This window comes from Puia sp. P3, assembly GCF_050632245.1.
Classification (GTDB): domain Bacteria; phylum Bacteroidota; class Bacteroidia; order Chitinophagales; family Chitinophagaceae; genus Puia.
The window spans coordinates 3,134,646-3,146,981 of sequence record NZ_CP192583.1 but is presented as its reverse complement, the minus strand read 5'-3'; the positions used below and the strand labels follow the sequence as shown (position 1 = coordinate 3,146,981).

Here is a 12,336-nt window from a genome sequence, read left to right as displayed (position 1 = left end):
AGCATGTATTGCCCGAACACAGGGTGGTGACACCGAAATATAAGTCGGCCGCCGTCGTGGACCTGTCTGATCGTTCAGAAGACGGGCAACTCCTGAAAGTGCTGGTCTGCGAGGACAACGAGAAACTGGGCGAATATATCGCCTCGCTTCTCCAGGGGATTCTGTCAGGTGCAGCTGTGCGGCAACGGGCGGGAAGGACTGCAGGTGGTTCGATCGTGGTCGCCGGACCTCGTGTTGACCGACGTGATGATGCCCGTTCTCGACGGCATCGAAATGTGCGCGGAGATCAAATCGGATGCCCGGACCGCAAACACTGTCGTCGTCCTGCTGACTGCGCAGACGCACCGGGAGGCGATGCTGAAGGGATGGGAGGCGAAGGCTGACGAATATCTGTTCAAGCCTTTCCATCCGGACGAACTGATCACCCGCATCCGGTCATTGCTGGCCATCGTTGCGGAGCGAAAAGCCTATATGGAATGGATGGAGAAAAAGAGCAGTGAGCTTGCCCGTGCGGAAGCCGAGCTGGAGCAAAAAGAACAGCTGGAGATGTATGCAAGGGCGCTCGAACGGACGAACCAGCAGCTGGAAGAGTTCGCGATCATCAGCGCGCACGACATGAAGTCTCCGATCTCGACCATTACGGGCCTGCTGACGCTGATGGAAGACAGGCAGGCGGTAAAGGAGCCGCACGCCGAGCTATTCGAGATGCTGAAAAAATCCGCGGGACAGACGCAAAAGACGATCCAGGCGCTGAACGAGGCGGTCGCCTTCAAAAAAACGCTCACGATCCGGCGGGAGGAGGTCCGGTTTGAAAATATTCTGCAGGACGTCAGACAGAGTCTGGCCGAACCGATCATGGCATCCGAGGCGGTCATCAGGGCCGATTTCTCCCGCTGTGCTCATATTTATTTCCCTCCCATTCACATGAAGAGCATATTTCAGAACCTGGTGAGCAACGCGATAAAATATGCCAAGGATGGGGAGCCGCCGTATATTGATATTTCCACCAGGGTAGAGGGCCATTTCATCGTTCTGACGGTAAAGGATCAGGGGGTAGGTCTGAATCTCGAATTGTACAGAGACAGGGTATTCCGGCTATTCCAGCGGTTTCATACACACAAGGAAGGAATGGGTCTGGGCCTGTATCTCGTGTACTCGATCGTGGAAGCGTATGGTGGAAAAATCGATGTGGAGAGCGAGGTGGGCCTTGGAACAAAGTTTACAATCTATCTTAGCAATGCCGATGGTGAATAAAATTCTGCTGGTGGATGACGACGACGCGACCAACTATCTTTCGCGGGAGATCCTTGCCGATCTTGACGCGGCCGTGGAGATCGTCGTTGCGCAGGACGGTGACGCCGCCTGCGACCTTATCCAGTCCAACAATTGTCCGGACATCATCTTTCTGGATGTCCGGATGCCGCGAATGAGCGGCTTTGACTTCCTGAACAAACTCGACAAGATGCAGGTCTGTAAGAAAATGAAGGTCGTGTTGCTGACGAGCTCTTCGAGGATCGAGGACAGGGAAAAGGCCATGGGGTATGGAAATGTGCTGGGGTATCTGGAGAAGCCGCTGACCTGGCAGTCTGCGCGGAAAGTGATCGAGGCGTATTTTCACTGAGGCGGGACCGGCGAAGCTATAAAACTGGACACCGATTGTATCGAAACCGGACAGTCGGTTGTCGAGCCGAAACGCCAACTAATTGATTAGGAGTAGAGGCGGAAACCGGCATTTTTCTGGCGGCAAGCTGTTGCACTCCAAACAACTTTCCGATGTTCAAAAACTATTTCAAGACCGCCTGGCGCAATCTCCGCAAGAACAAGGTCTATTCGGTCATCAATATTCTGGGGTTGGCCATCGGCATGGCTGCCTGTATCGTGATCATGCTTTTTGTCTTTTATGAGAAGAGTTTTGACCGGATGCATTCCAAAAACATCTACCGCCTCAACGAAGTGCAGAAATTCCCGGGGATGGTGGCTTCCCAGAAGGTGGCCCTGTCGATGTTTCCCATGGGATCGACGATAAAGGCGGAGTTTCCGGAGGTGCTGAATTTTACGCGGATCCGCTGGGACGGAAAGTACCAGCTGACCTATAAGGAGAAAAGGTTGTTTTTGCCGCAGGTGTTCGATGTGGACACCAGCATGCTGGCGATGTTCGATTTCCCGCTGGTGAAGGGGGACAGGGCTACGGCGCTATTGAAGCCCAATAGTATCGCGCTGACCGCATCAGCCGCGCGTAATCTTTTTGGGGCCGAAGACCCCATCGGAAAGACGATCTATCACTATTCCACGGATACCGTTCTGTTCACTGTGACGGCGGTGGTGGCGGACGTTCCTTCGAACTCACAGCTGCAGTTCGACGCCCTGATCTCTTTTAATACGTTCATTAAACCCAAATGGTACGATGGCTGGGGCGGCAACTGGCTGAATACTTATTTCGAGCTGGCGCCCAATACCAATGTGGCGGCGATGGAGAGGAAATTTCCGGACTACCTGAAGCGGCATTTGTCCAATGGAGATGGCTGGAAGTTCTACGAGCTGTTCCTGCTGCCGCTGAAAGACGTGCACGCGGGCGCCGCGGATATCGGGCTCGACTATATCAACTATCAGAAATTCGATAAGAGTTATACCAATATCTTCACCGTGATCGCGCTGATCGTGCTCACGATCGCCTGTATCAATTTTATGAATCTGAGCACCGCCAGGTCGGCCGAGCGGGCACGGGAGGTGGGTATCCGTAAGTCGGTCAGGGCGCTGCGCGGACAGCTGGGCGTGCAGTTCCTCAGCGAGACGATACTGCTGTCGCTGCTGTCGCTGGTGCTGGCTCTGGGTCTTGTCGTGCTGGCGCTTCCTTCGGTGAATGCGCTGAGCCAGCGTTCGCTGGGGACCGTTCTCTTCCAGCAGAAGTGGATCCCGCTGGTCGTCCTGCTCGGCACCGTCGTGGTCGGCGTCGTTTCCGGTCTTTATCCGGCGGTCTATCTTTCGTCTTTCCAGCCCGTGAAAGTATTGAAGGGGTTGCCGCAGATCGGGAAGAACAAGAGCTTTTGCGGAATGTTCTGGTCGTTGGGCAGTTCGCGAGTGCGATCTTCCTCATTATCGCCACCGTCGCTGTCTTCCGGCAGCTGAGCTTTATGCGGGACAAGGACCCGGGCTTTAGCCGCGATCAGGTGCTGAATATAAAACTCGACCGGGTAACGGCCCGGAAATATACGCTGCTGAAAGAGCAGCTGAGTGGGAGTTCCCTGATCCGTCTGGTGACCGGTGCGCAGGACGAGCTGGGCAGTCATCTTGACCAGTCGGGTATAGAGTTCAAGGGCGACGGCCCGCTGCGGCAGCTGACCTCGACAAGGCTGATCGTCGACCCCGACTATCTGCGGCTCTATCAGATACCGCTGGCGGCGGGGCGGGACTTTTCACGCGAGAAACAGGCTAACGGCCGCGAATACATCATCAACGAGGCGCTCGCTTCGGAGCTGCTGAAGGATATGCCAGGCCGTCCGATGTCCTCGCTGCTGGGCAGGCATTTCGGATTCGACTCCGCGGGCTATATCGTCGGGATCGCAAAGAATTTCAACTTCAATTCCCTGCACTATAAGATCGAGACCATGTTCCTCTTCAATCAGACGGACTGGGGCTATAGCACACTGTCCGTGAAGCTCGGGGCGGGGAAGACCAGGGAGGCGGTAAATTTTGTGGAATCGGTCTGGCGAAGGAATTTCCCCGAGAACCCGCTGGAATACCAGTTCCTCGACGACCATTTTGCCGAGGTCTACCGCGCGGATATGCAGGTGTCGCGGATGGTGGGCATGCTAGCGGCGCTGGCCATCTTCATCTCCTGTCTTGGGCTGTTCGGTCTGGCTTCGTATTCGGCGGAGCGCCGGATAAAGGAGATCGGTATACGAAAGGTCATGGGGGCTTCGGTCCGAAGCATCGTAGTGCTGTTGTCGCGTCATTTTATCCGCCTCGTGCTGGTTGCTAACCTCATCGCCTGGCCGCTGGCCTTCTGGTCGATCCATCGCTGGCTGGAGGACTATGCCTATCGGGTAGACATGAAGCTGGTGGGTCTTTGTTGCCGCCGGCGTAGCGGCCCTAGCGATCGCGCTGGTGACGGTCAGTTTGCTGGCGATAAGGGCCGCGCTGGCCAATCCGGTGAAGAGTCTCAGGACGGAGTAAACTGACTGAGGTCGTAGATACCCAGCTGTTTCTCTATATCGGCTACTTTGGCAACCATTGTTTCGAAGCCGTCCTTGCCGAAGTGTTTGTGTTCGTTGTTCTCGAACTCCTCTCCAAGAGAATCGTATTCGTGGCGGCTTACCAGTCGGCGGAAAGCGGGGAAGAGGACCGTGTCTTCGCGCGACTCGTGGGGACGGTACATCGTGTTGAAGGTGGTGAGCAAATCAGCTAATTTATTCGTGTCATTGCCGTCGAGGGCTGGATTTTTGGTCAGCTGCAATAACTGGTCGGTGATGCGGCGCCCGGCGTTGTGCTGACGGAGCAAGGTGTCGACCAGATCGGTGAGTTGTCCGGCCTTTCGGAAACGGGGAAACAGGTAGTCTTCTTCCTGCTTCTCGTGATAGTCTTCGACAAAGCTGCGAATGATGGTGGCGGCCGCATTCAGTGCGGTCAGATTGGGGGTCATGCCAGAAGTGATCGTCTGGCGGCTGTGGTCGTAGATGAGCAGGATCCTGTTGAGCAGGCCGTGTTCCTGCATCAGGTCTTCGGGCGGTGAGACGTCTTTTTCGTCGCCTTCGCCGCCGGAGCAGCCAGAAAGTAAGGAAATGCCGGTCAGGGTGATCAGGCCGGCCTGCAAGCCCTGGCGGACGAAATGGCGGCGGCCGTTGACGTTGGTGGAGTCGGTTGGTTTCATAGTGGGATCGCCGCAAACAACATACCACGGCAATGGAGGTTTGTGGTATATTTGGATATGATCAGGACCTATATATCCTTTTTGTTAATTGCCGGATTTGCGGTCCTTGTGGCATGCAATTCGGGTGGGCCGGATAAGTCTGTGCTGCAGGCCCGGGTGGATAGTTTGCAAAAGCGGCTAGATGAGGCGTATAAGCCGGGACTCGGAGAGTTCATGTCTGGGATCCAGGTACACCATGCGAAGCTGTGGTTTGCCGGCAAGGCGGGTAACTGGAAGCTGGCTGATTTTGAAGTCGGCGAGATCAAGGAGTCGCTCGACGATATAGCCAAATATTGCACCGACCGTCCGGAGGTTGGGTCCTTGCCGATGATCCGCCCGCCGCTGGATAGTATCAGTGCGGCTGTAGGTGCGGGTAGTTTGACTGCGTTCAGCATTGCGTTTACGCAGTTGACGGCGACTTGCAATACCTGTCACCGGGCGACGAAGCACGAGTTCAACGTTATCAAAATACCGGACACTCCGCCTTTTACCAACCAGGTGTTCTCCAAACAATAATGATGGCGGAAAAAAGAATTGCGGCAGCTGTTCAGACTCTTTCTTCGTCTGGGCCTGACGGCCTTTGGCGGCCCGGCGGCGCATATTGCGATGATGCAGCGGGAGGTGGTGGACCGCCGCAAATGGATGGACCACCAGCATTTTCTGGATCTTATCGGCGCTACCAATCTGATCCCCGGACCCAACAGTACGGAGATGGCGATACATATCGGGCAGGAACGCGGAGGATGGAGGGGGCTGCTGATCGCCGGGGTATGTTTTATTTGTCCCGCGGTGGTGATCACGGGGATCATCGCCTGGCTGTATCAGCAGTATGGTCGTCTGCCCGAGGCGGCGGCCTTTATATTCGGGATCAAACCCGCCATTATCCCGGTGATACTGGCGGCTGCGATGCCGCTGGCACATCGGGCTTTGAAGGGAGTATTGTTGTGGGCTGTGGCTTTACTGGCGCTGGCGGCGGGTCTGCTGGGAGTGAACGAGATCTATGTCATGTTTGGAGCGGGGCTGGTGGTGTTGCTGTGGGTGGCCCTGCGGCAGCGGGGTGGAGAGCTCAGGGGTTTCTTCCCGTTGCTGCCGGCGGTCGTCGTCGCGAATTCGCGGATATTCTTTTCCTTTTTGAAGATAGGCGCCATCCTGTATGGCAGCGGGTATGTCCTGTTTGCTTTTTTGGACAGCGAGCTGGTGGCAAAGGGGCTTCTGCCGAGAAAGGTATTGATCGACGCCATTGCCGTGGGGCAGTTCACGCCGGGGCCGGTATTTTCGTCTGTAACGTTTATCGGCTGGCAGATGGGTGGATGGCAGTCGGCGGCGGTTGCTACGCTGGCGATCTTTCTGCCGTCTTTTGTATTTGTAGCTATTTCGCATCCACTGGTACCCCGGATGCGGCGGTCGAAAATGTTCTCCGCTTTTCTGGACGGGGTGATTGTCGCGTCGGTGGCCATTATCCTGACGGTGTGTATCGATTTTGGCCGGGCGACGATCACCGACTGGCGCGCGGTGGTGATCGCGGTCGCTAGCGGGATAGTGGTCTTTGGCTTTCCGAAAGTGAACAGCGCTTTTGTGATCCTTGGCGGGTCGGTGCTGGGATATATTCTCGGACTACTGCGATAGGGTCAACGACGGGCGATCCGGTCATAGAAGCCGCCATAATTATTTTGCCGCACTCCGTCCTCGCGGAAGAACTTGCCGGGAAAGCCCAGATCGATGGCGCTGGTTTCGTCGAGCCGGCGGACCTCTTCTTCAGGCAGGACGAGGTCGACCACTTTTAAATTTTCGTGTAATTGTTCGAGCCGCGTGGCGCCGACGATGGGGATACATTCGAATCCCTGTTGGCGGGTCCACTGAAGTGCGACATTGCCGGGTGTCGTGCTGAGTCTGTCGGCCACGGCCATTACCTCTCTGGTGATGCGCTCGCTGTTGGGATCGCGGCGGTTGCTTTCGGGCTTGACGCGTCCCTGTCCGCCCCGCAGGTATTTGCCTGTCAGCGCGCCTCCGGCCAGCGGAGCCCATGGAGTAACGGTCATGCCATAGTGTCTGGCCATGGGAGTGAGTTCTCTCTCTGGGGTTCGTTGCAGCAGGCTGTATTCTATCTGCAGGGCCACCAACTGGCTCCAGCCCATCAGCTCGGCCATCGTATTTCCCTTGCTGACGATCCAGGCGGGTGTGTCGCTGATGGCGGCGTAGTTGACCTTGCCCTGGCGGATGAGGTCGTCGAGGCCGCGAAGGACTTCGTCGATGGGTGTGAGGTCGTCCCAGATGTGCAGGTACAACACGTCGATGAAGTCTGTCTGAAGCCTTTTAAGGCTTTCTTCGACGCTGCGCATCATATTCTTCCGGTTGTTGCCGCTTGCGTTGGGGTTGGTGGTATTGTCCTTCAGTGAGTATTTTGTGGCGATGACGAAGTAGTCCCGGTCGCGGGGGCTGACGAACTCGCCGATGATCTTTTCGCTGGTGCCCAGCTTGTAGATATTGGCGGTGTCGAGGAAATTACCGCCGGCGGCGGCAAAGGTCTCCATAATGTCAAAGCTGGTTGTCTTGTCGGCGCCCCAGCCGTTCTCGGTGCCGAAGCCCATGGTCCCAAGGCATAGTTCGGATACTTTCAGTCCGCTGCGTCCCAGTAGTCTGTATTTCATAAGAGATAAATGATGTGAGGGGCAAAGGTAAAGGTTATAATTTTGTATCTTTGATTCGTTGCGTTATAAGGCAATTATATTGACACTGGCCACCCTGTTCTATCTGGTGGAGTATGCTGCGACGCCGCGGATGATGGTGGAGATGGCGTCACGTGCGGAGGCGATGGCGCACTCCTCCTGTAGCGAGTGTGCGAAGGGAAATGTCCGAAGTCCACGAAGGAGTGCCATCCGACCTCGGACTGCTGCGTGAACTGTCCGATGTGTTATGTGATGCTGCTGCCGGTGACGATGGAGCATTCCTGTCCTGTATCGGTATCGATGGAGTATCCGGTCTGGGCCTCTTCTTATTCTTATCAATATATTATTTCCTGCTGGAAGCCGCCGAATGCGGCGTAATTTTCTCCGACAAGACACTTTATTTAATTACTTCATTCAACTCAATTATATGAGAAAGGCATTTTTATTGGCCATGACGGCCGTATTGCTGGCTGGACCGGCAGCATTCGCAGCCGGCGGCGGCAAGGCAAAAAACAGGATTGTACGCATTGCACGAAGCAGAACTGTACAGGCGCTAAATGCGCCCAGTGCTGCGCGCATGGGCAGTGTACAAAGGGGTAATTCCTGTTGATATTTAAATTGACGGCTCCGCGTTTGCGGGGCCGTTTTTAGTATCTTTATGACATGAGCCTTCACGAATCGAAATCCTGTGGCCGCTGTCAGTCTCCCTTTGAATGCAAGGTTGGCAATATTGCCCAGTGTCAGTGCAGCGGTATTTCTCTTTCCGACGAAGAGAAAAAATACATCGGCTCCAACTATGTGGACTGTCTCTGCCGGGGTTGTCTCCTCGAGATCCAGCGCGAGTTCAGGTACAGGCCTACGGAGGAGAAGCTGAAGTTCCTTCAGACGACGGTGAGGAACCGCTGACGGTTTATCGGATCTCTACCGGTCTTTTGTTCTCGTCGATAGCTACCAGCGTAAAATTGCCTACGATCGCCTGTTCTCTTTTTTCAGAATACATCTGTTCTATAAATATCTCCACGGATACGGTTAGGCTGGTTCGTCCGACCTGTGTTACTCTTCCGATCAATTCGATAATGGTCCCGGCGGGTATGGGCTTGGTAAAATTGATCCGGTCTGAGGAGACGGTCACCACTTTTTCCGGCTATATCGGGTGGCAGTGATAAAGGCGACCTCGTCCATCAGATACATCGCCATCCCGCCAAACATCGTGTCGTAGTGATTGGTGCTGTCAGGGAATACGGCCTTGAAAAGCCGGGTCGTCGATCCGGCTATGCGTTGTTCTTCTGTCATTTTTTGGATTTGAAAGGCAACGGGCAGCCGGTGGCGGCCGCCCGTCTGTCCTCAATTATTGCCCTACAAGCTCTTCGGCCCGTAATTCTTTTGCTGCTTCCACCATTTCTGTCAGTGCGGCCCTGGTCTCGGGCCGAGGCGCGGGTCTTGAGACCGCAGTCGGGGTTGACCCACAATTGTTCTGCGGGGATCACGGCCCTGACCTTTTCCATGAGTGTAACCATTTCTCTTCGCGAGGGAACGCGCGGCGAGTGGATATCGTAGACGCCGGGGCCGATCTCGTTGGGATAGCGGAAATCGGCGAATGCGTCGAGCAGGTCCATCTGCGACCGCGAGCATTCGATCGTGATCACGTCCGCGTCGAGGTCGGCGATGCTCTGGATGATGTCGTTGAATTCGGAATAGCACATATGGGTATGGATCTGCGTTGCGTCTTCCACTCCGCTGGCGGAGATGCGGAAGGCTTTTACCGCCCAGTCGAGGTATTCTTTCCAGTTCTCCCTTCGCAGCGGCAGGCCTTCGCGGATGGCGGGTTCGTCGATCTGGATGATCCGGATGCCGGCTTTTTCGAGGTCGACCACTTCGTCGCGGATGGCCAGGGCGATCTGCGTGCAGGTCTCGCTGCGGGGCTGGTCGTTGCGGACGAAGGACCGCTGCAGAATCGTTACGGGTCCCGTCAGCATGCCCTTTACCCATTGGCCGGTCAGCGACTGTGCGTAGGCAGACCAGCGTACGGTCATGGCCGTTGGTCTGGAGACGTCGCCATAGATGATGGGCGGTTTCACGCAGCGGCTGCCGTAGCTCTGTACTCCAGCCGTTGGACGTAAAGACAAATCCTTCCAGCTGTTCACCGAAGTATTCGACCATATCGTTGCGTTCGAACTCGCCGTGGACCAGCACATCGATACCGGTCGATTCCTGCCAGCGGATGGCTTCTTCGGTTGCCTTTTCGATGAGGGATTCGTATTCACTCGTTGTCAGTTCGCCTTTCTTCCACCGGGACCGGATATTGCGGACTTCGGTGGTCTGTGGGAATGAGCCGATGGTGGTGGTGGGGAAGAGCGGAAGTTTTAGCGCTTCGCGCTGGCGGAGTTTGCGTGTGGCAAAAGTGTTCTGGCGCCGTGCGTCGGCGTCGGTAATTGCGGCTACGCGTTGTTTGACCGGCGGTTTGTGGATGAGTGTGGACGTCCTGCGGCTGTTCGTTGTGTCCATGTTATCGCGCCAGGCCCTGTCCGTTTCGGTGGAGGCCTCGCCTGATGCGAGACGTTTTAGGAGGACTACTTCTTCGATCTTTTGTTTGGCGAAGGAAAGCCAGCTCCTGATCTCGGTGGATAGTTCCTTCTCTAGGTCGAGGTCGCAGGGGGAATGCAGGAGCGAGCAGGAAGGGGCTATGAGGATCCGGTCGGCGCCGATAGCCTCAACGGCTTTGTTGATCAGGTACAGCGACTGCTGAAAGTCGTTCTTCCAGATATTTCGACCGTCGACCACGCCGAGTGACAGGCGGGTCCGGGACTGGGGAAAGCCGGTTTTTAGTATGTCATCCAGCTGTGACGGGCAGCGCACCAAATCGAGGTGGATGGTCTGGACGGGGAGGTTCAGGACCGTGTTTAGATTTTCGCCGTAGCATTCGAAATAGCTGGCGAGGATGATGTGCAGGTCGGGGAAGCGGGACTTGATCTCCTGGTAGGTTTTGGTCACGACCTGCCGTTCTGCCGGAGTGAGGTCGAGGGAGAGACAGGGCTCGTCGAACTGGACATAGTAGGCTTTGGCGTCGTCCAGTTGTTTGAGGACCTGGAGGTACACCGGGAGGAGATTCTTGATCAGGTCGAGCCGGTGGAAGCCTGTTCCTTTTTCCTTGCCCAGCAGGAGGTAGGACACCGGGCCCAACAAAACGGGTTTCGCGTTGATGCTGGCTTCTCTGGCTTCGAGATACTCGTGGAGCACTTTGTTGGAATAGAGGGAGAACTGCTGGTTGGCGGTGAATTCGGGAACGATGTAGTGATAGTTGGTGTCGAACCATTTGGTCATCTCCATTGCCGTTATGTCGTGGCCCTCTTTCTGATAGCCCCGGGCCATCGCGAACAGCAGGTCGATGTCTTTTAGCTGGCGCTGTTCCATCAGGGCGTGGTAGCGGCGGGGGATGGCGCCGACCATCAGGCTGGTGTCGAGCACGTGGTCATAGTAGGAAAAATCGTTGCAGGGGATGAGGTCGATGCCTGCCGCCTTTTGCAGCTGCCAGTTGTGAAGACGGATAGTCTTTCCTGTCTGGATCAGCTGGTCGGCGGGGATCTTGCCCGCCCAGTACTGCTCTGAAGCTTTTTTTAGCTGACGCTGGCTACCAATCCTCGGGTAGCCCAGGTTGTGTGTTTGCATGCTTTTTACTTTTTAAATGATGAATGATCAGATAAAAAGCTCCTGTTCAATTGCAAGATGCGTTGTGGGGGAATAGAAAGTAATGTCTGGGTTGGGCCGCCGCTGCGGATGCCGTCGCGTGTTTGCGCGGATTTGGGATCGCTTGTTTGCGCCTGCTCCAACTCATCGACCTGACTATCTGCTTCATTCCACGAAAGCATTGTCAATACGATAAAGGCAGGTCTCCTGGCTTTGTAGCGTTCTTGCCGTCCTTCCCATCCCGGGGGACAGTGGACGTTGGTGGCAAAAACTCAGGTAGCTACTTACAGTTGCGGGACAGCTTGTGATTTACGCACAATTCCCTATTAACCCCGGTATTATCCGGGGACCTCAGTCGTTTGATGAAGAATTAAAAAAGAACTTTTATTGCGGTGCGAAGGTACTACATTTTGGTCAAATGTGGTTGAACTTCCCATCCAAAGGCGCCGGTCGACTCCGCGGGTCGGGAAAAATAGGCAAGGCGCCATGGAGGCGATGGTTATGGTAATCAGGACAATTCATTTTTTTCGTTTTGCATAGGATTGGGATGTCAGTTGGAAGATGTCGCTGACGGACAGATCGAACAGGCCGCCGATTTCGAGTAGCTCACTGACCTGAAAATTTTCTACCTGGTTGATCAGCCGGCCCAGCCGCTGGCGTTTGATCCGGATATAGGTTGCCACCACATATCTCGGGATGAACTCAAATATATCCTTCAGTGTTTTTATCTCGCCTTCAGTGAACATATCGCGGACGTCCTGATAGCGGGCGTCTCTTTTTTCAGCGACCCTGTGGGGAAACTCCTGCAGTCCTCCTCGATAGTCTGCAGCATTTCGGGCAGTGTCAGTGCGCAAAATCGTCCGACGAGCAACAGCTCTTTCACCGTGAACTCTTCCGGATGCTCTATCAGCTGGTTGAACCGCTCTTTCTTCTTTCCGAGGTCGTCGGCGATGATACTCTTGGGTACCAGTGTCGATGATATCGCTGAATTTCTTTATTTTGCCTTCGTTGAACCTTAGTCTTACGAGCTTGTACCTTGCATCCCTCATATTCAAAGAAAGTTGAAAAAATTAGTTAGAA

The 12,336-nt window shown here is 55.1% G+C and carries 14 protein-coding genes, 1 pseudogene and 1 riboswitch; of the genes and pseudogenes, 8 read left to right on the top strand and 7 right to left on the bottom strand.

Annotated features, from left to right (window positions below):
• Positions 1-168: 168 nt before the first annotated feature.
• From ACQ86N_RS19160 to ACQ86N_RS19145, 4 genes are all read left to right on the top strand, one after another.
• The gene (locus tag ACQ86N_RS19160) at positions 169-1,254 is read left to right on the top strand and encodes an ATP-binding protein (RefSeq protein WP_431216531.1); all 1,086 of its coding nucleotides are present in this window, start codon (positions 169-171) and stop codon (positions 1,252-1,254) included.
• Positions 1,244-1,621 (top strand): response regulator, encoded by a 378-nt coding sequence (locus ACQ86N_RS19155; RefSeq protein ID WP_431216530.1) that lies wholly within the window; start codon positions 1,244-1,246, stop codon positions 1,619-1,621. The genes ACQ86N_RS19160 and ACQ86N_RS19155 overlap by 11 nt, the downstream gene beginning before the upstream one ends.
• 152 nt (positions 1,622-1,773) lie before the next feature.
• Positions 1,774-3,126 carry an ABC transporter permease gene (locus tag ACQ86N_RS19150; RefSeq protein WP_431216529.1) on the top strand — a complete coding sequence of 451 codons (1,353 nt, stop codon included), beginning with the start codon at positions 1,774-1,776 and terminating at the stop codon, positions 3,124-3,126.
• Entirely contained in the window at positions 3,045-4,178 is a 1,134-nt protein-coding gene (locus tag ACQ86N_RS19145) for an ABC transporter permease (protein ID WP_431216528.1), read from the top strand. Before ACQ86N_RS19150 ends, ACQ86N_RS19145 begins: the two co-directional genes overlap by 82 nt.
• Here the strand turns inward: ACQ86N_RS19145 and ACQ86N_RS19140 are convergent.
• Entirely contained in the window at positions 4,160-4,867 is a 708-nt protein-coding gene (locus ACQ86N_RS19140) for a hemerythrin domain-containing protein (RefSeq protein WP_431216527.1), read from the bottom strand. The genes ACQ86N_RS19145 and ACQ86N_RS19140 overlap by 19 nt on opposite strands.
• 57 nt (positions 4,868-4,924) lie before the next feature.
• Here ACQ86N_RS19140 and ACQ86N_RS19135 point away from each other — a divergent pair, with 57 nt between their 5' ends.
• Together ACQ86N_RS19135 and chrA are read left to right on the top strand one after the other, a co-directional pair.
• On the top strand, positions 4,925-5,422 hold the full coding sequence (locus tag ACQ86N_RS19135; protein ID WP_431216526.1) for a hypothetical protein: 498 nt from the start codon (positions 4,925-4,927) through the stop codon (positions 5,420-5,422).
• An 18-nt stretch (positions 5,423-5,440) separates the two neighbouring features.
• On the top strand, positions 5,441-6,532 hold the full coding sequence (gene chrA / locus ACQ86N_RS19130; RefSeq protein WP_431216525.1) for a chromate efflux transporter: 1,092 nt from the start codon (positions 5,441-5,443) through the stop codon (positions 6,530-6,532).
• Positions 6,533-6,534: 2 nt separating this feature from the next.
• Here the strand turns inward: chrA and ACQ86N_RS19125 are convergent, their stop codons facing one another.
• Positions 6,535-7,554 carry an aldo/keto reductase gene (locus ACQ86N_RS19125; protein WP_431216524.1) on the bottom strand — a complete coding sequence of 340 codons (1,020 nt, stop codon included), beginning with the start codon at positions 7,552-7,554 and terminating at the stop codon, positions 6,535-6,537.
• A gap of 200 nt (positions 7,555-7,754) precedes the next feature.
• On the opposite strand from ACQ86N_RS19125, the gene ACQ86N_RS19120 reads away from it, so the two are divergent.
• Together ACQ86N_RS19120 and ACQ86N_RS19115 are read left to right on the top strand one after the other, a co-directional pair.
• The gene (locus ACQ86N_RS19120; protein WP_431216523.1) at positions 7,755-8,003 is read left to right on the top strand and encodes a hypothetical protein; all 249 of its coding nucleotides are present in this window, start codon (positions 7,755-7,757) and stop codon (positions 8,001-8,003) included.
• Between the two features lie 232 nt (positions 8,004-8,235).
• Positions 8,236-8,478, top strand: a complete 243-nt coding sequence (locus ACQ86N_RS19115) for a cysteine-rich CWC family protein (protein WP_431216522.1) — start codon at positions 8,236-8,238, stop codon at positions 8,476-8,478.
• 4 nt (positions 8,479-8,482) lie between these two features.
• On the opposite strand, the gene ACQ86N_RS19110 is transcribed toward ACQ86N_RS19115, so the two are convergent.
• From ACQ86N_RS19110 to ACQ86N_RS19090, 5 genes and pseudogenes are all read right to left on the bottom strand, one after another.
• Positions 8,483-8,707: an acyl-CoA thioesterase gene (locus ACQ86N_RS19110; protein ID WP_431216521.1), complete on the bottom strand. Its 225-nt coding sequence runs from the start codon at positions 8,705-8,707 to the stop codon at positions 8,483-8,485.
• Positions 8,701-8,865 carry a hypothetical protein gene (locus ACQ86N_RS19105; protein ID WP_431216520.1) on the bottom strand — a complete coding sequence of 55 codons (165 nt, stop codon included), beginning with the start codon at positions 8,863-8,865 and terminating at the stop codon, positions 8,701-8,703. The genes ACQ86N_RS19110 and ACQ86N_RS19105 overlap by 7 nt, the downstream gene beginning before the upstream one ends.
• Positions 8,862-9,767 carry a hypothetical protein gene (locus ACQ86N_RS19100; RefSeq protein ID WP_431217484.1) on the bottom strand — a complete coding sequence of 302 codons (906 nt, stop codon included), beginning with the start codon at positions 9,765-9,767 and terminating at the stop codon, positions 8,862-8,864. The genes ACQ86N_RS19105 and ACQ86N_RS19100 overlap by 4 nt, the downstream gene beginning before the upstream one ends.
• Positions 9,736-11,238: pseudogene (gene metE, locus ACQ86N_RS19095) on the bottom strand (5-methyltetrahydropteroyltriglutamate--homocysteine S-methyltransferase); the annotation flags it as partial. The gene ACQ86N_RS19100 and the pseudogene metE, both read right to left, overlap by 32 nt.
• Positions 11,239-11,436: 198 nt before the next feature.
• A riboswitch (cobalamin riboswitch) is annotated at positions 11,437-11,625 on the bottom strand.
• Between the two features lie 149 nt (positions 11,626-11,774).
• Positions 11,775-12,110, bottom strand: coding sequence for a hypothetical protein (locus ACQ86N_RS19090; protein WP_431216519.1), 336 nt, complete (start codon positions 12,108-12,110; stop codon positions 11,775-11,777).
• Positions 12,111-12,336: the final 226 nt, after the last annotated feature.